Below are 23,129 nucleotides of genomic sequence, written 5' to 3' on the forward strand. Positions count from 1 at the left end.
TGCGGGCACCTCATTCGTGCTCGGGACGGGACACGTGCAGGCACGCGGGGACGTCAGGACAACGTTCCTGCGTCTCCCCAGGTTCCCACGATTCCCGCACAGAGGGGCACCGGGTCCCTCACGAAGCGGTCACGATCCCGCTTCAGGAGCAGCGGGGCAGGTCCGCCCCCTCCCCCGCCCCGATGGCCTCCATGGCGGCGCGCGCCTCGGACAGCGTGCTCACGGACACCACCTCGAGGCCCTCGGGCTCGTTGCCGGCCACCTCGGCGCAGTTCTCCGACGGCGCCAGGAACCACTGCGCACCGTCGCGCAGAGCGCCGTACATCTTCTGCCCGATGCCGCCGATGGGCCCCACGCGGCCGTCGACGTCCATGGTCCCCGTGCCGGCCACCGAGGCCCCGTCGAGCTCGTCCTGCGGGGTCATTAGGTCGATGATCCCCAGGGCGAACATGGTCCCGGCGCTGGGCCCGCCGATGTCCTCGATCTGGATCGTCACGTCGACCGGGAAGTCGTACACCGGGTCGATGAGGACCCCGAGCAGCGCTCGGCCGTCGCCCTCGCCCGTCGTGATGGTCAAGTCCAGCGGCTCGCCGTCGCGCTCGACGCCGAGGACGACGTCGTCCCCCGGCGTGACGCCGTCGAGCACCGCGAGCAGCTCGGGGTAGCTCTCCAACGGTTCGCCGTCCAGCGACACGATCACGTCGTCCGGCTCGACCGCGCCGTCCGCACCGGTGCCCTCGGCGGCGGCGACCACGGTCATCGTGGTGGGCACCTCGTAGCCGAGCTCGGTGAGGGCCGCGACGGTCGCCGACTCCTGGGAGCTGATCATCTGCGCCTGCCCCTGCTCCTGCTGCTCCTCCTGCGTGACCGGCTCGGGGAAGATCAGCTCGACCGGCTGCACGGACCGCTCCCGCGACGTCCAGCCCCGCAGCACGTCCCCGACGAGCACGTCGCCCCCCGGGCCGCCGTACACGGACACCGTCGTCAGGCGGAGCTCACCCGACGCGGGATACGTCTCGGCACCGGAGATCTCGATGAGCGGCAGCTCGCCGGCACTCTGCCCGGCCCCCTGGTCCTGCACGCCGAGCGTGTCCTCCGTCGGTCCCGGCGTGCGGACGGCGTATGGCGTGGGCAGGACCATCAGCACCGCGGCGAGGACCGCGGTCACCAGCATCGACACGACGAGCGTCACCGACCGCCGGCCCGCCCGGGGCTGCCGGGACCACGGGGGCCCGCCGTCGGCGCCGCGGGGGTCACCGGGTGCCGGGTGCGCCGGGGCGCGCCCGAACAGCTCGGCGGGTCGAGGGCTGCGGTCGAAGCTCACGACCCCATCATCGCCGATCCGCCGTGCGCCGTGAGCGAACGGCGGAACCATGGCCGCCGCGCCGTCGTCGGACACGGATACCGTGAACGTGCGGCACACGCCGTACCGGAAGGAGCCGAGGACTGCGATGAGCGACCTGCCCGACGACCCCGACGAGCGCGAGCGCGCCCTGCGCGACGCCCTGCACGGCATCTTCGGCGACCGGACCGACGAGGTGCTCGACCAGATGCGGTCCCAGGGCCTCGACCCGGCCGCGCTGCTCGGCGGCGCCGCCCCGGACCCCGCCACGATGCAGCACCTGATGAACCAGCTCCAGCGTCTGTTCACCTCCGGAGACGGCCCCGTCAACGCGGAGGTGGCGCACGACCTCGCCCGTCAGGTGGCGGTCGCCGAGGGCGACCCGTCGTTGACCGCGGCCCAGGCCCGCTCGGCCCAGGAGGCGCTGAGCGTCGCCGAGCTGTGGCTCGACGCCGCGACCGACCTCCCGCCGTCGGGGGGCCCGGCCCGTGCGTGGAGCCGCAGCGAGTGGGTCGAGGCCACCCTTCCCGCCTGGCAGCGGCTCGTGGCCCCCGTGGCGTCCTCGGCGGCCGAGGCCCTGGCCACCGTCCTCGGCGACCAGCTCGGCGACGACGCCGCTGCGGGGCTCGAGCTGCCCGGGATGCCCGGCATGCCGGTGTTCCCCGGCGGCAGCCTGAGCAACCTGGACCCGGCCACGATGATGCGCAGCCTCGGCTCGGCCGTCTACGGCATGCAGGTCGGCCAGGCCGCGGGCACCCTGTCCCGGGAGGTCTTCGGCGCCACGGACGTCGGCGTCCCCCTGCTGAGCGAGCCGGCCACCGTGCTCGTGCCCACCAACGTGCGGGCGTTCGCCGAGGGCCTCGACTCGCCGTTCGACGAGGTGCAGCTCTACATGGCCGTGCGCGAGGCCGCCCACGCACGGCTCTTCGTACACGTGCCCTGGCTGCCGGCGCACCTGCACGCGCTCGTCGAGCAGTACGCGCGCGGGATCACGATCGACCTCGACGCGCTCGAGTCGCAGGTCCGCGACATCGACATGTCCGACCCGGAGTCGCTGCGCGGCGCCCTGTCCGGCGACGTCTTCGGCCTGCACAACACCCCGGAGCAGCAGGCGACGCTCCTGCGCCTGGAGACGGCGCTGGCTCTCGTCGAGGGCTGGGTCTCCGAGGTCGCGGCGGCCGCGTCGCTGCCGCACCTGCCGCACTCGGTGCCGCTGCGGGAGATGATCCGCCGACGGCGCGCGGCCGGCGGACCCGCCGAGCACACCTTCAAGTCCCTCGTCGGCCTCGAGCTGCGACCGCGCCGGTCCCGCGACGCAGCGGCCCTGTTCGCCCACCTGCTCGCCACCGGCGGGCCGGAGACGCGCGACGCCGTCTGGGACCACCCCGACCTGCTGCCCGGCACCGAGGACCTGGACGACCCGACGGGCTACGCGGCACGCCGCGCGGCACAGGCGGACCAGCAGTCCGACGTCGACGAGGCGCTCGCCCAGATCTTCTCGGAGGACTCCGGCACGGACGAACGGTGACGAGGCGAGCTCAGGAGGCCGAGGACCCGGAGTCCGCGTCGTCGTCCCGTGACCCGTCGCTGGTGAACGCCACACCCTCGAGGAACCCCCGGGCGCGCTCGGTGCGCGGATAGCTCTCGAGCAGCCGCCAGAAGTCCGGCCCGTGCCCGGCGTGCAGCAGGTGCGCGAGCTCGTGCAGCAGCACGTAGTCGATCACCCACTCGGGCATGCCCTGCAACCGGGTGGACAGCCGGATCGAGCCGTCCACGAGGGTGCACGAGCCCCAGCGGCGTTCCTGGTTCGTCACCCAGCGCACGCTCGTCGCCCGGGCCCGGCCGTCCAGGTACTTGACCGACAGCTCGCGCGCCCGCTCCACGAGCTCGGCGTCGGAGGGCCGGCGGCGGCGTTCCTTGTCCTCCAGCCGCGCGACCATCTTCTCGACCCACTCCCGCTCCTGGGCCGGTGAGAAGCGCGCGGGGATGGCCACGACAGTGCGGTCGCCGTCGCGGAAGGCACTGACCGTCGCAGTCCGACGACGGCTCCGCCGGACCTCGACGGACGTCAACGTGTCGCGGGCCACACCATGACCATACCGGGATCGCGTCAAGTCGGTGTGACCGGACACACCCGCACCGCCCCTCCACAGCCTGTGGAAGTGCCCGGCAGGGAGGGCCGAGGCCGTGTCATCGTGCCGTCATGACGTCCCCCTCCGGCACCCGGCACCACGACGGTCTCAGGCTGCGCCCCGGCGCGCCGGTGCTCGAGCGCGGTCCGGGAGAGGTCCAGCTCGGCACCGACCCGCGCTGGGCGCTGGTCGTGTCCGGGCTTGAGGAGGCCGAGACCCGATGGCTGTCGGCAGCCGCCGGGACGCCGCACGCCTCGCTCGACCGGACGGCGGCACGCTTCCACGTCGACGAGGAACGGCGCGAGGAGATCCGCTCCCTGCTGGCCGGCTGCGGCTTCCTGGTGCCCACCGCCCGGCGCGCGCCCGATGTGCTCGCCACCGCCGGCGGGTCCGCGGACGCTCCGGCGCTCGGCGCGCTGCTGCCCGACGGTGCCGGGATGGTCACGCTCGCCCGGAGGGCGCTGCGGGGCGTCGGGGTCAGCGGGCTCGGCCGCATCGGTGCGTTGCTCGCCGCCCACCTCGCCACGGCGGGCGTCGGCACGCTGCTGATCGACGACGACGCACCGGTCCGGCTCAGCGACCTCGGCACTGGCTCCTACGAGCAGACCGACGTCGGCCACCGGCGCGCGGGACGGCTGCGCGAACGGCTGGGCGCCAGGTACCCGCGCACGGCCCTGGCCCGCACCTGGCACGACGACGCGCCTCCCGACGTCGTCGTCGTGGTCCGCGACCGGATCGCCCGGCCGGAGGTGTTCACGCTGCTGATGAGCTCCGGCGTCCCGCACCTGCCCGTGGTGGTCGGGGAGGCCGACGTGACGCTGGGTCCCTTCGTCCTGCCGGGGACCACGGCCTGCACGGCCTGCTGGTACCTGCACGCCAAGGACGTCGACGAGCGGTGGCCGGCACTGGCCGACCAGCTCGTCGACGCGCCCGGGGTGACCGGCCAGGAGACAGTGCTGTCCACGACGGCCGCCGCGCTGGCGGCCGGGCAGGTGCTGGCCCATCTCGACGGCGCCCGGCCCGCCGCAGCCGGTGCCGTGCTGGAGGTCGCTCTGCCGGAGGGACTCCCGCGCGTGCGCTCCGTGCCGGTGCATCCCGACTGCGCCTGCACGACGCCGCCGGGATAGGGCGATGCCCCGCGAGGTCCTGCCTCACGGGGCATCGATCGATGGTCAGGCCGCGGCCTGGTCCGTCTTGCGGGGACGGCCACGACCCCGCTTGCGAGCGACGACGACGCCGTCGACGAACACCTCGCCGCCCCAGACTCCCCACGGCTCGGAACGCTCGAGGGCACCGGCCAGGCAGCCGGACTGCAACGGGCAGACGCGGCAGAGCGCCTTCGCCCGTTCCACCTCGTCGGTGTGCTCGGCGAACCAGAGCTCGGGGTCGTTGGTGCGGCAGGGCAGGAGAGCCGCGAACTGCCGTTCGAGCTCGGCGGCTTCCTCGGGGGTCTGCGCCACCGGTTGATGAGGGGTCCAGCGACTGGTGCCACCGGCGGGGGCAGCGTCGAGCAGCCGCTCGTCCAACAGCTGTGCGAGACGCACGATGTTCCTCCGTCAGGTCCTGAGTGTGGTGTGAACGTCGGTGTTCAGGACCTGCGGACGGCTCTCTGGTTGACAGAGAGCCGGATCGTCCGGCCGAAGTAGGCCGCTCTCCGGGTGAGGAGAAGACGAAGGCCGCGGGTCCCGGTGGACTCCGCGGCCTGAATCGGTCAGAGGACCGGTGTTCTCCAGGGAACGGAGTCGGGTGCGAGATCGACGAGGGCTGCCCCAGCGCCGAGACGCGTACGGAAACGGAAGGCTGGCGTGCACGTGCTGAGGGCAGAGTTCTCCCCCGCCGCGATGTGCTTGCCGCCCATCATCTGCTGGGTGATGATGTCCATCTTGTGCGCACCTCCTCCGTCATCTCGGGTCCCTGCCTCTCGGCAGGCACCGCTCCAACTCGGTCATGACGAGCATAGACGGCTCGGTCGGACCTGCCACATCTTTTTCCGAAGTTTTTTCTGACGACTTGTCCGAGCCCTCTCAGGCGCCCGCCGGAGCGCTCTCCACGAGCGCGATCAGGGTGGGTCCGTAGCGGTCGATCTTGGCCGGCCCGATGCCGTTGATCCGGGCGAGCTGGGAGGTCGACGTCGGCCGCAGCTCCGCGATCGCGGCCAGGGTCGCGTCCCCGAGCACCGTGTAGGCCGGCTTGTCGGTCTCCCGGGCCACGGACAGCCGCCACTCACGCAGCGCGTCGAAGAGCTGCACGTCGGCCTGCCCGGTCAGCCGTGCGCGTGCCTGCCCCTTCGACGGACGCGTGCGACCGCCGCCGCGACCGTCGTCGGGCCAGATCCCGTCGAGGAACCGGGTCCGCTTGCGGGTCGCCCGCCCACCGGGGTTCCGGGAGCGCGCGTAGGAGATGTCCAGGTGCTCGCGCGCTCTCGTGACGCCCACGTAGAGCAAGCGGCGTTCCTCGGCGACACCCTCGTCCGTCTCGGCGAGAGAGATCGGCATCAGCCCCTCGCTCATGCCGGCGAGGAACACGGCGTCCCACTCGAGCCCCTTCGCCGCGTGCAGCGAGGCCAGCGTCACGCCGTCGACCGTCGGGGCGTGCTGGGCGGCGGCACGCTCGGCGAGCTCGTCCACCAGGTTCTGCAGTGTGGCGGGCGCGTCCTCCGGCGCCGCTGCCGCGAGGTCGTCGGCCAGCCCGACCAGAGCCTGCATCGCCTCCCAGCGCTCACGGGTCGCGCCCCGCGCCGCCGGCGACTTCTCGGACCAGCCGGCGGAGAGGAGCACGTCGCGCACCTGCTCCGGCATCGGCTGGTCCGGGTCCGCCGATCGTGCGGCGCCGCGCAGGAGCACGACGGCGTCGCGCACGTCCTTGCGCTGGAAGAACCGTGCCCCACCACGCACCTGATAGCTGACCCCGGCGTCGGACAACGCGGACTCGAACGCCGCCGACTGCGCGTTCGTGCGGTACAGCACCGCGATCTCGCTGGCTCGCACACCGTCGGCGACGAGCCGCGCGGCACGGGCCGCGATGCCGGTCGCCTCCGACTCGTCGTCGTCGTAGGTCGTGAAGCCCACCGGCGGACCGGCCGGGCGCTGCGCCAGCAGCTCGAGGGCGCCGGTCACGCGGCCACGCCGCAGGACGTCGTTGGCGAGGTGCACCACCTGCGGCGTCGACCGGTAGTCGCGGACGAGCCGCACGACGTGGGCCTCGCGGTACGTCCGGGTGAAGTCCAGCAGGTAGTGCGGCGTCGCTCCGGTGAACGAGTAGATCGTCTGGGACGGGTCGCCCACGACGCAGAGCTCCTTGCGGCCGCCCAGCCACTGGTCGAGCAGGAACTGCTGCAGCGGCGAGACGTCCTGGAACTCGTCGACCACGAAGTGCCGGTACTGCGAGCGCACCTGGTCGGCGACGTGCGGGTGCGAACCCAGCATGTCGGCGAGCATCAGCAGCACGTCCTCGAAGTCGATGACGCCACGCTCGGTCTTGACGTCCTCGTAGGCGGCGACCAGCCGGGCCACGGTCTGGTGGTCGTAGCCCGACGGCGCGGGCCGGTCGTCGGCCGCGGCCGCCTTGACGTAGTCCTCGGCCGTGACGAGGGAGACCTTGGCCCACTCGACCTCGCTGGCCAGGTCGCGCACGGCCACGCGGTCGACGCTCGCCCCGATCCGGCGCGCCGCCTCGGCCACGGCCGGCGCCTTGTGCTCGAGGATCTGCGGCGGTGCCCCGCCCACGATCCGCGGCCAGAAGTAGCCCAGCTGGCGCAGCGCCGCGGCGTGGAAGGTCCGGGCCTGGACACCGGCGACGCCGAGCTCGCGCAGGCGCGTCCGCATCTCCCCCGCGGCGCGCGCGGTGAACGTGACGGCGAGCACCGACGTCGGCGGGTAGGCACCCGTACGGACCCCGTAGGCGATGCGGTGCGTGATCGCCCGCGTCTTGCCGGTCCCGGCGCCGGCCAGCACGCAGACCGGTCCGGCCAGGGCGAGCGCGACCTCACGCTGCTCCGGATCGAGTGCGTCGAGGATCGCGTCGGGATGAAGCGGGGCGCCCGGGGAGTTGGTCAGAGCTGACATCGTCTGCGATTGTCGCAGGCGTCGCCCACACCGCTCCGCCCCATCCACAGGAGGACCCGATGACCGCCCGCCCCGCCCTGCCCGACCTCGGCACCGTCACCATGTACTCGACCGCGTGGTGCGGGTACTGCCGCCGGCTGCGCACGCAGCTCGACTCCGCCGGCATCGGGTACACGGTGATCGACATCGAGGAGCACCCGGAGACGGCGGAGTACGTCGAACAGGTCAACGGCGGCAACCAGACCGTGCCGACCGTCGTCTACCCGGACGGTTCCGCGGCGACCAACCCCTCGCTGGCAGAGGTCCAGGCAGCGCTCGCCCGCTGAGTCCCGCGGCGGCCCGCCGCGGCGGCGTCGCTACCGCGCGGGAAGCTCCCTGCCGAACCACTCCTCGATCAGCGCGCGGGCGATCGAGTGCCGGCCGGGCAGACCGACCTCGCCGGAGGCCGCGGCCGCCGCCAGCTCGTCCCGGGTGAACCAGCGGGCGTCCGTCACCTCCTCGTCGTCGGTCTGCACCGCCGTCGCGACCGCCCGTGCCCGGAACCCGAGCATGAGCGAGGCCGGGAACGGCCACGCCTGGCTGCCCCGGTAGACCACGTCGCCAGGTGTCGTGCCGACGACGACCCCCGTCTCCTCCGCCACCTCCCGGCGGACGGTGTCCTCCAGCGCCTCGCCGGCCTCGACGAACCCGGCCAGCGTCGAGAACCGCCCCGCGGGCCAGGTCGCGGCGTGCCCCAGGAGGATCCGGTCCGCGTCGTCCACGACCGCCATGATCACCGCCGGGTCGGTGCGGGGATAGGTCTCGCGCTCGTCGACGGGGCAGTGGCGTGCCCACCCGGCCTGGACGACGGCGGTCGGCTCGCCGCAGCGCCCGCAGCGGCGGTGGGTGGAGTGCCACCCCGCCAGCGCGACGGCCGCGACCGAGAGCCCGTGCACCAGCACGACGTCCGGCTCCGCCGCCGCCAGCGCCACGGACTGCCCGAGGACGATCTGTCGCAGACCCGCCCAGGCCTCGGCGCCCGGAGGCAGCGTCTCGTCGCCGTCGGGCAGGACGACCGAGAGATAGGCCGTCCCGTCCGCCTCACCGAGGAACGCCCAGGACGCCTCGGCCGGCGCGTCGAGGAGGGCGGTCGGCGGCAGCAGGGTCGCGCGCGGGAACTCCTGCCCGACGACGGCGAGCCGGCCACCCTGCAGCGCCAGCACACGGGTGCTCGGGGCTGCGCGCAGCCGCCCGACGAGGTCCGGCTCGGTGCGGCGGTGCGCTGCCCGGTCGTGGCCGGCGCGGGAGAACGGGAGCTCGAGAGGGTGCACGCCACGACGCTACGTCACCCCGTCCCGAGAACATGAAGACCCACCGACTGCTCCGTGGCGTCGGACACGCCGGCCGGCGGGACACGCCCGGCGACGCAGCGGGGCACAGGCCAGCAGCCGCACTACGGTGGGCCTGTGCCCCGCAGCCCGCTCGCCCTCGCCGCGTTGTCGACGGCCGCCGTGCCCGGTCTCGACGCCCGGACCGTGCGGCGCGAGGACGTGCCCGGCGACTACGACGTCGCGGTGGTGACGACCGGGTCCGGGGACGAGTGGATGGTCCGTGCCCCGGCGACCACCCTGGCGGGGGCTGCCCTCGAGGCGGAGATCGAGCTGCTCGAGTCGCTCCACCTGTACGTCGACGCCGGGGTGCTGCCGTTCGCCGTGCCGCACGTCGCCGGCTCGGCGCTGCTGCCAGAGGGCGGACGCGCCGTCGTCCACCAGCGGCTGGGTGGTGCGCCGCTGGACATCTCGACGCTGCGCCCCGGTCCGGGCCTGGCCGCCGACCTGGGCCGGACCCTCGCCGCGGTGCACGAGCTGCCGACCGCGGTCGTCGAGGCCTGCGGGCTGCCGTCGTACACCTCGGCGGAGTACCGCGAGCGCCGGCTGGTGGAGCTCGACGAGGCCGCGGCGACGCGCCGGGTCCCCGGCGACCTGCTGCGTCGGTGGGAGACGGCGCTGGAGGACGTGGGCCTGTGGCGGTTCCAGCCGGTCGTCGTGCACGGAGACCTCGCGCCCGACCAGGTGCTGGTCACCGGTCAGCGGGTCACGAGCGTCAGCGGATGGTCGGACGCACGGGTCGCCGACCCGGCCGACGACCTCGCGTGGCTGCTCGCCGCCGCCCCGCCGGACTGCGTCGACGCGATCATGGAGGCCTACCAGCTGCGGCGCACCGAGCTCACCGACCCGCGCCTCGTCGACCGCGCGCTGCTGGTGAGCGAGCTGGCGCTCGCGCGATGGCTCATGCACGGCGTGCGCCGCGGGCTGCCCGACGTCGTCGCCGACGCCGAGTCGATGCTGGCGGACCTGGACGAGGCCACCCGCGAGGACACCCCCGCCTGAGGCGGAGGTGCAGCGCAGCGTGAGGGCCGAGGAACGAGGCACTCGCGCGCAGCGGAGCCGTCGCCTCGGGCGGAACGGCACCGCCTGAGGCGGAGGTGCAGCGCAGCGTGAGGGCCGAGGAACGAGGCACTCGCGCGCAGCGGAGCCGTCGCCTCGGGCGGAACGGCACCGCCTGAGGCGGAGGTGCAGCGCAGCGTGAGGGCCGAGGAACGAGGCACTCGCGCGCAGCGGAGCCGTCGCCTCGGGCGGAACGGCACCGCCTGAGGCGGAGGTGCAGCGCAGCGTGAGGGCCGAGGAACGAGGCACTCGCGCGCAGCGGAGCCGTCGCCTCGGGCGGAACGGCACCGCCTGAGGCGGAGGTGCAGCGCAGACCTATGCCCCGCGCACCAGGGCCTCCAGCCCGTCCTCGTCGAGCAGCTCGGCGGGCCGCACCGTGGTGCCGGACGCCACGTACACGAACGCCGCGCTGACCTTCTCCACGGGCAGACCGGTCCACCGCGCCCAGGCCAACCGGTAGGCGGCGAGCTGCACCTCGCGCTGGGCCCGGTCGGCGGGGTCGCGTGGTTCGCGGCCGGTCTTCCAGTCCACGACGACGACGTCGTGCGGTTCGCTCGGGTCCGGCGGCGGCGCGTCGGGGTCGAGGAATACCGCGTCCATGCGTGAGCGCACCATGACGCCGGCGACGGGTGTCTCGACGTCCTGCTCGACGGCGACCGGTGTCAGCCTCGCCCAGGGTGTCTGCTCGAAGCGGGTGCGCAGGTCGTCCAGCGCCAGGTCGGTCGCGACGTCGGGCTCGTCCGCACCCGGCAGGTCCTCGACGTCCAGGAGGGAGGCCGAGGAGTAGAACTGCTCGACCCAGGCGTGGAACAGCGTGCCCCGACGTGCGTGCACGGTCGGTTCGTTCGGCACGGGGCGGCGCAGCTGACGAGCGAACTCCTCCCGGTCACGGGCCAGTCGCACCAGCCCCGACGCCGAGACGTGCGCCGGCATCTCCACGGACGGTTCGACCCGCTCGGCCCGTTCGGCGAGCAGGATCTCCGTGAGCTGGACGAGGTCGTGCCCGGCCCGGTCGAGCAGCACGCCCTCCCGGGGAACCGCGTCGGACGCGTCCGCCACCCGGGCCGCGGTGGCGCGCAGCAGCACGCGAGGGGTGTCGGCGCGGTCGGTGGCGGTCGCTGCCGAGGCGTCGTCGGGCCGTTCGACCGCGGCGGGCCACACGTCGGTCCGTTCGATCTCGTCGCGGGGGTTGGACGCTGCCGCGTCCGGGGCGGGTTCCCAGCCCTCGGCCTGGACGATCCCGGCCTCCGCGAGCTCGACGAGGAACGGCGAGACGCGCCGCGGCCGGCTGCCGGTCCCCCACCAGTGGGCGGTGCAGAAGAGCTCGCGGCGGGAGCGGGTGAACGCGACGTAGGCCAGGCGCCGTTCCTCCGCGAGCTGATGCCCTCCGCAGTCGAGCCGGAACTCGTCACGCCGGGTGAGGAGGTCCTTGGTGTCCGTCGCGAGGTCGAACCGGAAGCGCGGCAGGTCGCCGGCGTCGCCCCGCAGGTGGTACGGCAGCTCCCCCAGCCCGGTGAGCCATCCGCTGCTCGTCCGTCCCTTCGACGACTCGGCCTCGGTCGGGAAGATCCCGTCGACGAGGCCGGGCACGGCGACGACGTCCCACTCCAGCCCCTTGGCGGCGTGCGCGGTGATGACCTGGACGGCGTCGGGGTCGGGTTCCCGGACGGGCATGTCGAGCCCCCGCTCCTGGTCGTCGGCCACGCCCAACCAGGCGAGGAACGCGCCGAGCGTCGCCACGTCCGCCGACTGCGCGAAGCTCGCGGCCACGTCGCGGAACGCGTCGAGGTGCTCGCGCCCACGGCGGCTGATGCGCTCGGCGGCCGCCATCCCGTCCGGGCCCGACCCGACGGCGAGCGCGAGCGACTCCGCGGTCGCGACCTCGACGTCGAGCCCGAGGGCGCGCTCGGCGGTGACGACGAGCTCGGGCAGCGAGAGGTAGGTGAGCGAGCGCAGCTCGCGCAGGAGTCGTGCCAGGGCCGTGAGCCGCGTGTGTCCCTCGGAGGTCAGGACGCGACCGTCCGTGGCGGCCTGGCCCGGTGCGGGGAGGTCGTCGAGCGCGTCGACGACCGAACGGTGGTCGACGACGTCGCCCTCGACGACCGCCGGCCCGTCGTCGTCGGCCGTGCCGGTGCCCGACCGGCGGGCGCTGCGGGGCGCGTCCCGCCGGGCGAGGTCGGCGGCCCAGGAGCCGAGAGCGTGCAGGTCGGCGGCACCCAGGTTGACCCGCGGCCCGGTGAGCAGCCGCAGCAGCGAGTCGCCGCGGGACGGGTCGTGCACGGCCTCGAGCAGCGCCACGACGTCCACCACCTCGGGCGTGGTGAGCAGGCCACCGAGACCGACGACCTCCACCGGCAGCCCGCGGCGGCGCAACGCCGTCTCCAGGGCGGCGAACTGCGAGCGTGCCCGGCACAGCACGGCCGCCGTCACCCGGTCGGACGCGTCCGGGCGCGAGGCACGCCGCCACCGGGCGGCGACGAAGTCCGCCACCGCCTCGGCCTCCTCCTCGAGCGTGGCCGCGACGTGCGCCGCGACGGAGCCTGCCCCGGCGCCGGGACGCAGGTCGAGCGGCGGCACCGGCACCGCGGTCGCACCCGGCGCCTCCCGCAGGGGGCCCGAGGCGACGTTGGCCGCGGCGAGCACGGCGGCGTCGTTGCGCCACGACGTGCTGAGGTAGCGCACCGACGCGGCGGCACCGTCGGCGTGCCGGAAGCGCTCGGGGAAGCGGGACAGCCCGGAGGCCGACGCTCCCCGCCAGCCGTAGATCGACTGGTGCGGGTCGCCGACGGCGGTGACGGCGTGCCCGTCGCGGAACAGCCCGGCCAGGAGCTCCACCTGGGCGAAGGACGTGTCCTGGTACTCGTCGAGCAGGACCACCCGGTACCTGGCGCGCTCCGCGGCGCCGACCGCGGGCACCGTCCGGGCGAGCTCGGCGGCGAGCGCGACCTGGTCGCCGAAGTCGAGGGAGTCGGTGTGTCGCTTGCGCCGTCGGTACTCGGCCACCAGGTCGAGGAGCCGGGAGCGCGCGGCGACGGAGCCGACGAGCTGGTCGACGTCCTTGGTGCGGGAGCGCTGCTTCGGCCCGAGGGGCAGCGTGTCGAGGCGCTCGACCAGGTCGTCCAGGGCGTCACGGGCGGCGTCGACGTCGAGCAGGTGCTCCCCCAGCGCGCCTGACAACGACAGGACCGCGCCGACGACGGTGCTCACGGCCTTGTCCGTCCCCAGGTCCCCGTCCCAGGACTCGACGACCTCGGCGGCGAGCTGCCACTGGTTGGCCCCGCCCAGGAGCCGCGAGCCGGGCTCGACCCCGAGCCGGAGGCCGTGGTCCGCGACGAGCGACGCCGCGTAGGCGTTGTACGTGGCGATCGTGGGACGCGCCAGCAGGTCGAGGTCCGCGGCCGACCGTCCGCGGGCACGGGCGAGCTGCCCGAGCCGCGACTGCACCCGGGTCGACAGCTCGCCGGCGGCCTTGCGCGTGAACGTCAGGCCGAGGACCTCCTCGGGCTCGACGAGGTCGTTCGCGAGGAGCCAGACGACGCGCGCGGCCATCGTCTCGGTCTTGCCCGAGCCAGCTCCGGCGACGACGAGCACCGGCTCGAGCGGCGCCTCGATGACGGCGACCTGCTCGTCGGTCGGCGCCGGACGGCCGAGCAGCTCCGCGATGTCGCGGGCCGACAGCCGGGGGACGACGGCACCGGCCCCGTGCGCCCCGTCGCCCGCCGGGTCGTCCAGCTCCGGGAACCCGAGCTCGGCGCTGCGCCGCTCGCCGCCGAGGGCTTCGCGCTCGAGCCCCTCGAACGCGAGCTCACCGAACCCGTCACCGGGTCCTGGCTCGGAGGCCTGCGGCGTCGTCACGAGATCACGCTCCGTCCCTCGGTCTGCACGGGACAGCTGCGCCGCACCGGGCACATCCCGCACAAGTCGTTCTCGCGAGCCCTGAAGGCGGAGTCCGCCATCGTGTCGGCGGCCTGCTCCACCAGAGCCCGCGCCCAGCTCGAGCCGTCGGCGCCGGTGCCGAGTGCCGGCTGGTCACGCAACGACGGCCCCTTGGTAGGGGTCCCCACGAACACGAGGCGGGCGCCGGAGCTGCGGGTACCCTCCGGCAGCTCGAGCGCACCGCCGTCCACGGCGAGCTGGTACGCCCCGAGCTGCGGGTTCTCGGCCGCCTTGTCCTTGGAGGGTGCGCTGCGCCCCGTCTTGAGGTCGGCCACGACCACACCGTCGCCGCCGTCGCTCTCGACGCGGTCGATCTTCCCCCGCAGCCGGGCGCGGCCCAGCGTCAGGTCGAAGGACGGCTCGACGAGGACCGGCTCACCGGATCCCTGGAAGTAGTCCGCGAGGCGGCCGACCATCTCCTCGGCCCGACGGCGCAGCTGGCGGCTCGGCCAGCCCTCGGGCAGGGCCAGCTCGGGCCACCGTCGGTCGAGCTCGGCGCGCAGGACGTGCACAGGCGCCGACGGGTGCATCTCGGCGATGCTGTGCACGAGCGTGCCGAGGGTCTGGTGCGTCGCGTCCGGCGCCGTCCCGCCCGCGGACTCGAACGCCCACCGCAGCGCGCAGGTGGTCACGGTGTCGACCTTCGACGGCGAGACGACGACCTCGTCCTGCGCCCCCCACAGCGGCGCGTCGCTGGACGCGTGCGCCACCCCGTACCAGGTCCGTGGGTCGGCCTCCGGCACCCCGGCCTCGGCGAGCCGGGCGAGCAGCGCCGCGGCGGTGTCGGCCCGCGGCTCCGGACCGTCGCCGCCGGCCGCCTCCCGCACGAGCTCGGCGCGCGCAGCGGCCACGACGCCGCGCAGGTCGAGCGGCTGCCCCACCGGGACGCGCCGCGGGTCGGGGCCCTCCTCCGAGCTCTCGGGGCGCGGGGCGACCAGGTCACAGAAGACCGACGGGCTGTCCTCGGCGTCCTCGACCGCGGTGACGAGCAACCGCCGCCGTGCCCGCGAGACCGCCACCGCGAACGCGCGGAGCTCGTCGGCGAGCACCTGGGCGCGCGCCTCCTTGCCCACTCCGTGCGCATCCTGGGCCCGCCCGGCGAGCAGCTCGACGAGGGCCTGGGAACCGAGCAGCGAGTCTCGCAGGCGCAGGTCCGGCCACACCCCGTCCTGCACCCCGGCCACCACGACGACGTCCCACTCGCGCCCGGCCGCGCCGGCGGGCGTCAGTGCCTCGACCGCGCGGGCGCCCGTGGCGGCCGCGGCGAGCGAGTCCGCCGGCAGGTCCTGCGACGCGACGTAGTCGACGAACGCGGCCACCGGAGCGCCCGGCATCCGTTCGACGTAGGTCTCGGCGCCGCGGAACAGTGCGAGGACCGCATCGAGGTCGCGGTCCGCGCGCACCCCGGCGGGTCCGCCCGTCAGCGCCGCGTCGCGCCACCGGTCCGCCAGGCCGGTGGCCGCCCACACGGCCCACAGGACGGTCTGGGCGGTGGCGCCGTCCACAGCCGCCGCCTCACGACCGGCGGCGAGCACGCGCGCGACCGCCACCGGGCCGCGACGGACCGCCGACGGCAGGGTCGCGGCCCGTGCGGGGTCGCCCAGGACCTCGACGAGCAGCGCGTCGGACGACCGCCCGCCGCCGCCGGAGAGCTCCTCGGCCCGCAGAGCCCGGCGCAGCCGGCGCAGGGAGACCGCGTCCAGGCCTCCGATCGGCGAGGTAAGGAGCAGCGCCGCGGACTCGGCGTCCAGCGTGGGCAGCGGATCCGGGCGGGACGCCTCGTCGACGTCGTCGGGCGACGACGTGCGCTCCGCGGGCTCCAGGTCGGCCAGCATCCGGTCGAGCGCGCCGGGGCCGGCGCACACCCGCAGCGCGGCGAGCAGCGGTACGACGGCGGGCTCGTCCCGCAGCGGGACGTCCGAGCCGAGGAGCGCCACGGGCACGGAGGCCGCCACCAGGTCGCGGCGCAGCGCGGCAAGCTGGTCCCCGCTGCGTGCCAGCACCGCCATCCGCTCCCACGGCGTGCCGTGCAGCAGGTGCTCGGCCCGCAGCTCACGAGCGATGTAGGCCGCCTCCTGCGCCGTGCCGGCCAGGACCGCGACGTCCGCACGTGGTGTCGGCACGCCGTCGGCGGCCGCGCCCGGACGGGACGCCGCGCCCCGGTGCAGCGCGCCGGACACCGTCGCGACCCGGGAGGTGACGGCGAGCGTGACCTCGCGCAGCAGCTCGGGCTGGCGCCACGCGGTCCCGAGCACGACCGTGCGGGCGTCGAAGGCGCCGACCTCACCAGGCCGGGCACCGGCCCGGCCGACCAGCGCGGGGGCGGCCCCCCGGAAGCCCTGGACCGCGACGTCGGGGTCGGCCAGCAACGCGAGCCGCGCTCCGGCGTCGTGCAGCACGCCGAGCAGACGGGCGGTCGCGACGGTCGCCTCCTGGTAGTCGTCGACGACGACGAGGTCCCACGACGGGGCGGGCGTGCCCGGCACGTCCCACGTCGCCAGAGCGTGCGCCGCCTCGTCCACGACGACCGCCGGGTCGTACCGCGCGCCCGCGTCCGGGGTGCCGATCCGCAGGGCCGTCACGTCGAGGTACTCCTCGTAGAGCCGGGCGGCGAGCCGCCACTCGGGCCGCTCGTGGCGGCGCGCGAGGTCGTCCAGGTCGACGGGTGCCAGCCCGCGCTCGGCGGCGCGCATGAGCAGGTCGCGCAGCTCCTGGCGCAGGCCGCGCAGCCCGAGCGACTCCTCGGGCAGGCCCTCGGGCATCGGGAGCGGCGCCCCCTCCCCGGCGAGGTGCCCGGCGAGCAGCTCAGCCAGCACGAGGTCCTGCTCGGGCCCCGAGACCAGGGTGGGCGGGGGCTCGCCGAGCGCCGCGGACCGCGTGCGCAGGACGGAGAAGGCGGCGGACGCGGCCGTGCGCACCATCGGGGCACCGATCGTGCGCCCCGCGCCGGCCGCGACCTCGTCGCGCAGCCGGGCCGCCGAGCGGCGGGTCGCCGCGAGGACCAGCACGCGAGAGGGGTCGGTGCCGGCCTCGATCGCACGGACCGCGATCTCCCGCGCCACGGTGGTCCGACCCGTTCCCGGGGCACCGACCACGAGCGTGGCAGGTCCCTCGAGCGCCGCCTCCACGGCCGCCGTCTGGGTCTCGTCCAGCACGACGGCGGCACCGGCGGTCTGCGCGGGGGCCGGCGGCACGAGGCGGACGGAGCTGCTGGGTGTCACGGGGGCGATTCGACCACGAGCCTCCGACAGCGGCGCTGCACCGGCGCGGCCCGCCCGGAGCGCCGGTCGCTCGCGTTCACCCTGCGCGGACGGTGCCGCCCGCACGCTCGCCCGTGCATAGGATCGGGGCAGACCGTCCATCCGGCGTCGCAGGTCGCGGCGCCTCGCGCGAAGGAGTCAACGTGGAGATCACGATCGGTGTGCAGAACCTGAGCCGCGAGCTGGTGGTCGAGACCGACCAAAAGGCCGACGACGTCGCGAAGGCCGTGCGCAAGGCGCTCGACGGCGGTGCCGCGCTCGAGCTCACCGACACCAAGGGCCGCCAGATCATCGTCCCGACCGCCACCATCGGCTACGTCGAGATCGGCAGCGGCGAGCAGCGCCCGGTGGGCTTCGGCAACCTCTGAGCGGGACGCGGCTCGCCGTCTCAGGCGGCGAGCCGCATGCGGTCCATCCGGCGCGTGTGCTCGCCGGTCAGTCGGGCCACCAACCAGGTGCGCACCGCGTCGTCGCGGTCCGGGGCGGGCGGTACGTCGGCCCCGGACCGGGACGCCGCTTCGGTGGCCAGCGCGGCCAGCTCCGGCCGACGGCCCAGCAGGGCGGTCACGACGCCCAGCGCCTCGCCGACCACCCGCCGGCCCCACAGCGCCAGCCGCGAGCCGAGCACGTCGTCGGCGGCGGCGAGCCGGGCCAGCAACCAGATGGCCTCCGCGTCCGCGCCGGCGTCGGCGCCCGCCTCCGGCCCGGGAGCGGGCCGCTCCAGCACCTGGCGCACGGCCCGGCCGCTCGAGCCGTCGAGACCGCCGGCGAGGACCCGGCAGAAGTCCTGGGCCACCCCGTGGCCCACGACGCCCTTGAGCAGGCCCTCGGCCCAGTCGTCGGTGTCCGTCCGCGCGTCGAAGTCGGTGAGGACGTCGTCGAAGGGAGCCATCACGGTGGCCCCCACCACGCCCGGCACCACGCCGTCGTCCGCGCTGACCAGGGCCAGCAGGGCCCGCTGGCGGCCGAGAGCACGGTCGGCGCCGTCCGCCAGCGCCTGGCGGGTCGCGAGGTCCGGGGCGTCCACGGACCGCGCCGCCAGCAGACCGAACTCCGCGAGCTCGGTGTAGGCGGCCAGCCCCACCAGCTCGACGGCCGGTGCGGGCACGGAGGAGTCGACGCCAGCGGCGGTGCGGGAGGTCTTCACCGGACCAGGATAGGTCGCACCGTGACCGACGCCTCCCGCCGATCGGCGTGCGTTCCGATACGATGGTGTGGTACTTCGGTTGCCCGGTCGTCTCGTTGCAGACCCCCCGTGCTCACCGCGCGATGTCCTTTCGCGATCGGCTGCCGACCACCTCGGCGCAGCGTGCGACCCGCGGCAAGCCCTCTGGTCAGCCCTCGCGGTCCGTCGCGCCGACGACATGCGAAGGCACCCAGTGACCACCACAGACCTCACCCCGGACGGCGCCGCCGAGGCCCCCGCGGGCAGCGACCAGGCCACCGACGACCTCGACTACTCGAGCGCGGCCGCCATCCAGGCCCAGGACGTCAGCTTCGCGGACTTCGGTGTCCGCGAGGAGATCGTCCGGGCGCTCAACGACTCCGGCATCACGCACCCGTTCCCGATCCAGGCGATGACGCTCCCGGTCGCGCTGCAGGGACACGACATCATCGGCCAGGCCAAGACCGGGACGGGCAAGACCCTCGGCTTCGGCGTGCCCCTGCTGCACCGCGTGATCGCACCGGGCGAGCCCGGGTTCGACGAGCTGCCCGCCCCGGGCAAGCCGCAGGCCCTCGTCGTGGCACCGACGCGCGAGCTCGCCTCGCAGGTGGCCCGCGACCTGGAGACCGCGTCGAAGCACCGCAGCGTCCGGATCGTGCAGATCTACGGCGGCCGCGCCTACGAGCCGCAGATCGAGACGCTGAACACCGGCGTCGAGGTCGTCGTCGGCACGCCGGGACGCATGGTCGACCTGCTCAACCAGGGTCACCTCAACCTCACCCGCGCCGCGACCGTGGTGCTCGACGAGGCGGACGAGATGCTCGACCTCGGGTTCCTGCCCGACGTCGAGAAGATCCTGTCCCGCACGCCCGCCGTGCGCCACACCATGCTCTTCTCCGCGACCATGCCCGGCCCCGTCGTCTCCATGGCCCGTCGCTACATGTCCCAGCCCACGCACATCCGCGCGGCCGACCCGGACGACGAGGGCGCGACGGTCAAGAACACGCGCCAGGTGGTCTACCGCGCGCACGCCCTGGACAAGGTCGAGGTGCTGGCCCGCATCCTGCAGGCCGAGGGCCGCGGTCGCACCATCGTGTTCGCCCGCACCAAGCGCACCGCCGCGAAGGTCTCCGACGAGCTGCGCACCCGCGGGTTCGCCGCCGGCGCGATCCACGGCGACCTCGGCCAGGGCGCCCGTGAGCAGGCCCTGCGGGCGCTGCGGCACGGCAACATCGACGTGCTCGTCGCGACCGACGTCGCGGCCCGCGGCATCGACGTCACCGACGTGACGCACGTGGTCAACTATCAGTGCCCCGAGGACGAGCGCACGTACCTGCACCGCATCGGTCGCACCGGCCGTGCCGGCAACAAGGGCACCGCGATCACGTTCGTCGACTGGGACGACGTCCCGCGGTGGCAGATGATCGACCGCACGCTGGACCTCGGCCACCCCGACCCGGTGGAGACCTACTCGTCCTCGCCGCACCTGTTCAGCGACCTCGGCATCCCCGAGGGCACCAAGGGGCGCCTGCCGAAGGGCGCCCAGAAGCTCGGCGGGCTCGACGCGGAGGAGCTCGAGGACCTCGGGGAGACGGGCAAGCGTCCGAGCGGCGGACGCGACGGCGGCCGCGGCGGCTCGGGCGGCGGTCAGGGCAAGGGCCGGCGTGAGGGCGGCCGTGGCCGTACCGGCGACGGCGGCCGTGGTCGCGAGAGCGGACGTCGCGGTGGCTCGGCCTCCGGCAGCTCCCGGCCGGACGGCGAGCAGCGGTCGAGCGAGCCGCGGTCGAGCGAGCAGCGCACGGGTGACGAGGGCTCCGGCGAGGGCCAGCGCCGCCGTCGGCGTCGCCGTCGTCCCCGCACCGGCTCCGAGGGCCAGGCGGGCGGCGCGGAGGCCTGAGCGCCCCAGCCCCACCACCACGCCGAGCAGGAGCCTGGTCCCGTATTCCCTCCGGATTGCGGGACCAGGCTCCTGTTCGGCACCCGGGGGCGTACGGTGCTGCCCATGCAGCTGAGCTTCACGGCCCCGATGTGGCAGTGGGCGGCACGGCAGGGTGACGCCTGGTGGTTCGTCACGCTGCCGCCGGAGGAGTCCGACGTGCTCGCCGACATCCCGCTGCCACCGCACGGGTTCGGGTCCGTCCGGGTCCGCGTGACGGTGGGGGCCACGACGTGGCAGACGTCCGTGTTCCCCTCCAAGGAGCACGAGGCCTTCATCCTGCCGATGAAGAAGACCGTGCGGCGCGCCGAGAACCTCGGTCCCGACACCCTCGTCGAGGTCACCCTCACCCCTGTCGACGTGTGACTGCGGCGCGGCCGCGCGGCTACGCGGTCTGCACGAACTCGATGACCGCGTCGGCGATCTGCTGCACGGCGATCGCCGCGAGCAGGATGCCCGCGATGCGGGTGATGAGCGTGACCCCGGAGTCCTTGAGCACCCGGTGCAGCACGTCGGCGAAGCGCATCGCCAGGTAGAGGCAGACGTGCACCAGCACGATGGCCACCGAGATCGCCACGATCGCCGGCACCCCCTCGTCCTCGGCCCTCGCCTGCTGGACGAACACCATCGTCGCCACGATGGCGCCCGGCCCGGCGAGCAGCGGGGTCCCCAGGGGGACCAGGGCGACGTTCGCGCCCGGGGTCGCCGCCGTGGCCTCCCCGGACTCGAACTTCCCCGTGAGCAGCTGCATGGCGACGATGAGCAGCAGCAGTCCCCCCGAAGCCTGCAGCGCCGCCAGCGAGATGCCCATGTACTGCAGCAGCTGCTGGCCGAACAGCGCGAAGGTCACGATGACGCCGAACGCCACCAGCACCGCCTGCAGGGCGGCCCGGCTGCGCTGCTTGGAACCCATCGTGGACGTGAGGGCCAGGAAGACCGGGATGGTGCCGGGCGGGTCCATGATGACCCACAGGGTGACGAACGCCTGCGTGAACAACGTCAGGTCGATGACGTGACTCACGGCCGCAGCACCTCCAGGCGCCCGCGTCGTTCGATCTCGGACAGCACGTCGGGATCGGTCACGTTCTCCCCGATCCGGTTCAGCTTGCCGGTGCCGTGGTAGTCGCTCGACCCGGTCGCCAGGAGCCCCAGGTCCGCCGCCAGGACTGCCAGCCGTCGACGGTCGGCGTCCTCGTGGTCGCGGTGGTCGACCTCGAGCCCGGCCAGCCCGGCGCCCGCGAGCGCCTCGATCGTCTCCTCGGTGACGACGCGGCCGCGCTTGCCGGCCCGGGGATGGGCCATCACCGGCACACCGCCGGCGGCCAGGACCGCCCGGACCGCGTCCGTGGTGTCGGGGGCGTAGTGCGGCACGTAGTACCGGGCGCCCGGGTGGAGCATGGTCGCGAACGCCTCGTCCCGGTCGCCGACGACGCCCACGGCCACCAGGGCGTCGGCGAGGTGGGGCCGCCCGACGGTCGCTCCGTCGTGCGTCTGGGCCACCACGTCGTCCCAGGTCAGCGGGAAGTCCTCCGCGAGCAGCTCGGCCATTCGACGGGCCCGGGTGACGCGGTCGTCGCGGGTGCGGGCGAGCTCGGTCAGGAGGGCCGGGTGGGCGGGGTCGTGCAGGTAGGCGAGCAGGTGGACGCTGAGCCCACCGCCCGAGACGGCGACGCGTGTCGAGATCTCCACGCCCCGCACCAGGGCGACGCCGGTGCTCGCCACGCTCGCGGCGGCGTCGGCCCACCCGCTGGTGGTGTCGTGGTCGGTGAGGGCGACGGTGGTCAGGCCGGCCGCGGCCGCGGCCTCCATGACCTGACGAGGCGTGTCCGTGCCGTCGGACGCCCGCGAGTGCGTATGGAGGTCGATCACCCGGCAAGTGTACGGACGCCGATGCTCACAACGTCTCCACGGGGCCCGACGCAGGCTTCCGCCAGCAGTCCCTGGTCGCAGGCGACCATCGAAGGGATGGACCAGCACCCCGACCCGTACGCCGGGCCACAGAGCGACGCCCGGTCCACGCGGTCTGCCCGCACGGCGGCACCGCCGGCGGGCGTCGTGTTCGTGCACGGCATGCGGACGTCGTCCGCGATCTGGCGGGTCCAGGTCGACCACGTGCGGCGTGCCGGCCACGAGGCGGTCGCCGTCGACCTGCCCGCCCACGGGACACGACGCGCCGAACGCTTCTCCATGCAGCGTGCGTTCGAGGTGCTCGACGGCGCGGCGGCCTCGTTCCGGCCCGGCTCCCCCGTCGTGGTCGTCGGCCTGTCCCTGGGCGGCTACACGGCGCTCGCCTGGGCCGCGCACCGCAGCCGGGCGGCGGCCGGCGGCGGGCCGGACCTGGCCGGTGTCGTCGCCGCCGCGTGCACCGCCGACCCCCGCGGCAAGCCCGTGGCCCTCTTCCGGGACGCCGCACGTCTCGCCGTCTCGGGCACGACGACGGTGCGTCAGGCCGCGCTGCGGACGTGGCGGACCGCCGCCGGGTGGGATCGCGGCCGCCCGGGAGGCACCGACGTGCCGGCGTTGACGGGCGGGCCGAGAGGCGCACCGGGGAGCGGGTGGACGGACGAGGGGTACCGACCGGGCTGGGACGTGGTGACGGACGCCCTCACCGGGCTCGTCGGCCGGTCCTCGGTGGCGAGCCTGCGCGCGATCCAGGCGCCCGTCTGGCTGGTCAACGGTGCCCGTGACCGGATGCGCCTGGAGGAGTCCCGGCACCTGGCGGCGGCCGCCCGTGGCGCCCTCGTCGTCGTCCCGCGGGCCGGGCACGACGTCAACTCCGACGCACCCACGGCCTTCAACGACACCCTGACGAGGGCGTTGCGCGAGTTCGGCCGCCGGTGAGACGGGGGCGCCTTCGTCGGCACCGCC

Annotated in this window: 19 protein-coding genes; 8 read left to right on the plus strand and 11 right to left on the minus strand. The window is 74.8% G+C overall.

The features are described from left to right. Positions 1 to 142 precede the first annotated feature (142 nt). Positions 143 to 1,324, minus strand: coding sequence for a YlbL family protein (locus AC3RJ8_RS12620; RefSeq protein WP_489712951.1), 1,182 nt, complete (start codon positions 1,322 to 1,324; stop codon positions 143 to 145). Between the two features lie 127 nt (positions 1,325 to 1,451). Here AC3RJ8_RS12620 and AC3RJ8_RS12625 point away from each other — a divergent pair, with 127 nt between their 5' ends. Continuing rightward, positions 1,452 to 2,870, plus strand: coding sequence for a zinc-dependent metalloprotease (locus AC3RJ8_RS12625; protein WP_489712952.1), 1,419 nt, complete (start codon positions 1,452 to 1,454; stop codon positions 2,868 to 2,870). Between the two features lie 10 nt (positions 2,871 to 2,880). On the opposite strand, the gene AC3RJ8_RS12630 is transcribed toward AC3RJ8_RS12625, so the two are convergent. Beyond that, positions 2,881 to 3,429 (minus strand): M48 metallopeptidase family protein, encoded by a 549-nt coding sequence (locus AC3RJ8_RS12630; RefSeq protein WP_489712953.1) that lies wholly within the window; start codon positions 3,427 to 3,429, stop codon positions 2,881 to 2,883. A 116-nt stretch (positions 3,430 to 3,545) separates the two neighbouring features. Between AC3RJ8_RS12630 and AC3RJ8_RS12635 the strand changes: the two genes are divergently transcribed. Continuing rightward, positions 3,546 to 4,601, plus strand: a complete 1,056-nt coding sequence (locus AC3RJ8_RS12635) for a ThiF family adenylyltransferase (RefSeq protein ID WP_489712954.1) — start codon at positions 3,546 to 3,548, stop codon at positions 4,599 to 4,601. A 45-nt stretch (positions 4,602 to 4,646) separates the two neighbouring features. Here the strand turns inward: AC3RJ8_RS12635 and AC3RJ8_RS12640 are convergent, their stop codons facing one another. The 3 genes from AC3RJ8_RS12640 to AC3RJ8_RS12650 form a co-directional block, all read right to left on the minus strand. After that, entirely contained in the window at positions 4,647 to 5,018 is a 372-nt protein-coding gene (locus tag AC3RJ8_RS12640) for a WhiB family transcriptional regulator (protein ID WP_489712955.1), read from the minus strand. Between the two features lie 167 nt (positions 5,019 to 5,185). Next, the gene (locus AC3RJ8_RS12645) at positions 5,186 to 5,356 is read right to left on the minus strand and encodes a hypothetical protein (protein ID WP_489712956.1); all 171 of its coding nucleotides are present in this window, start codon (positions 5,354 to 5,356) and stop codon (positions 5,186 to 5,188) included. Positions 5,357 to 5,498: 142 nt separating this feature from the next. Then, positions 5,499 to 7,538 carry an ATP-dependent helicase gene (locus tag AC3RJ8_RS12650; RefSeq protein WP_489712957.1) on the minus strand — a complete coding sequence of 680 codons (2,040 nt, stop codon included), beginning with the start codon at positions 7,536 to 7,538 and terminating at the stop codon, positions 5,499 to 5,501. A 59-nt stretch (positions 7,539 to 7,597) separates the two neighbouring features. On the opposite strand from AC3RJ8_RS12650, the gene AC3RJ8_RS12655 reads away from it, so the two are divergent. After that, positions 7,598 to 7,864 carry a mycoredoxin gene (locus AC3RJ8_RS12655; RefSeq protein WP_489712958.1) on the plus strand — a complete coding sequence of 89 codons (267 nt, stop codon included), beginning with the start codon at positions 7,598 to 7,600 and terminating at the stop codon, positions 7,862 to 7,864. Positions 7,865 to 7,894: 30 nt separating this feature from the next. On the opposite strand, the gene nudC is transcribed toward AC3RJ8_RS12655, so the two are convergent. Then, on the minus strand, positions 7,895 to 8,848 hold the full coding sequence (nudC, locus tag AC3RJ8_RS12660; RefSeq protein WP_489712959.1) for an NAD(+) diphosphatase: 954 nt from the start codon (positions 8,846 to 8,848) through the stop codon (positions 7,895 to 7,897). 135 nt (positions 8,849 to 8,983) lie between these two features. On the opposite strand from nudC, the gene AC3RJ8_RS12665 reads away from it, so the two are divergent. Beyond that, positions 8,984 to 9,907: a macrolide 2'-phosphotransferase gene (locus AC3RJ8_RS12665; protein ID WP_489712960.1), complete on the plus strand. Its 924-nt coding sequence runs from the start codon at positions 8,984 to 8,986 to the stop codon at positions 9,905 to 9,907. A 372-nt stretch (positions 9,908 to 10,279) separates the two neighbouring features. Here AC3RJ8_RS12665 and AC3RJ8_RS12670 read toward each other — a convergent pair whose 3' ends face one another. After that, positions 10,280 to 13,696: an ATP-dependent helicase gene (locus AC3RJ8_RS12670; protein ID WP_489715636.1), complete on the minus strand. Its 3,417-nt coding sequence runs from the start codon at positions 13,694 to 13,696 to the stop codon at positions 10,280 to 10,282. Between the two features lie 119 nt (positions 13,697 to 13,815). Continuing rightward, positions 13,816 to 17,121: an ATP-dependent helicase gene (locus tag AC3RJ8_RS12675; protein WP_489712961.1), complete on the minus strand. Its 3,306-nt coding sequence runs from the start codon at positions 17,119 to 17,121 to the stop codon at positions 13,816 to 13,818. Between the two features lie 182 nt (positions 17,122 to 17,303). On the opposite strand from AC3RJ8_RS12675, the gene AC3RJ8_RS12680 reads away from it, so the two are divergent. Next, positions 17,304 to 17,528: a DUF3107 domain-containing protein gene (locus tag AC3RJ8_RS12680; protein WP_407318748.1), complete on the plus strand. Its 225-nt coding sequence runs from the start codon at positions 17,304 to 17,306 to the stop codon at positions 17,526 to 17,528. Between the two features lie 20 nt (positions 17,529 to 17,548). On the opposite strand, the gene AC3RJ8_RS12685 is transcribed toward AC3RJ8_RS12680, so the two are convergent. Next, on the minus strand, positions 17,549 to 18,307 hold the full coding sequence (locus AC3RJ8_RS12685) for a ferritin-like fold-containing protein (RefSeq protein WP_489712962.1): 759 nt from the start codon (positions 18,305 to 18,307) through the stop codon (positions 17,549 to 17,551). A 217-nt stretch (positions 18,308 to 18,524) separates the two neighbouring features. Here AC3RJ8_RS12685 and AC3RJ8_RS12690 point away from each other — a divergent pair, with 217 nt between their 5' ends. Together AC3RJ8_RS12690 and AC3RJ8_RS12695 are read left to right on the plus strand one after the other, a co-directional pair. After that, complete coding sequence (locus AC3RJ8_RS12690) at positions 18,525 to 20,222, plus strand: DEAD/DEAH box helicase (protein WP_489712963.1); 1,698 nt, start codon at positions 18,525 to 18,527, stop codon at positions 20,220 to 20,222. 105 nt (positions 20,223 to 20,327) lie between these two features. Beyond that, complete coding sequence (locus AC3RJ8_RS12695) at positions 20,328 to 20,627, plus strand: DUF1905 domain-containing protein (RefSeq protein ID WP_489712964.1); 300 nt, start codon at positions 20,328 to 20,330, stop codon at positions 20,625 to 20,627. 19 nt (positions 20,628 to 20,646) lie between these two features. Here the strand turns inward: AC3RJ8_RS12695 and AC3RJ8_RS12700 are convergent, their stop codons facing one another. Together AC3RJ8_RS12700 and AC3RJ8_RS12705 are read right to left on the minus strand one after the other, a co-directional pair. Further along, positions 20,647 to 21,282, minus strand: a complete 636-nt coding sequence (locus AC3RJ8_RS12700; RefSeq protein ID WP_489712965.1) for a MarC family protein — start codon at positions 21,280 to 21,282, stop codon at positions 20,647 to 20,649. Continuing rightward, positions 21,279 to 22,130: a PHP domain-containing protein gene (locus AC3RJ8_RS12705; protein ID WP_489712966.1), complete on the minus strand. Its 852-nt coding sequence runs from the start codon at positions 22,128 to 22,130 to the stop codon at positions 21,279 to 21,281. Before AC3RJ8_RS12705 ends, AC3RJ8_RS12700 begins: the two co-directional genes overlap by 4 nt. A gap of 96 nt (positions 22,131 to 22,226) precedes the next feature. Between AC3RJ8_RS12705 and AC3RJ8_RS12710 the strand changes: the two genes are divergently transcribed. Next, complete coding sequence (locus AC3RJ8_RS12710; RefSeq protein ID WP_489712967.1) at positions 22,227 to 23,102, plus strand: alpha/beta fold hydrolase; 876 nt, start codon at positions 22,227 to 22,229, stop codon at positions 23,100 to 23,102. Positions 23,103 to 23,129 lie beyond the last annotated feature (27 nt).

It is taken from the genome of Isoptericola sp. MSGPD8_1_ISO-PGPR-S23-394, assembly GCF_058072785.1.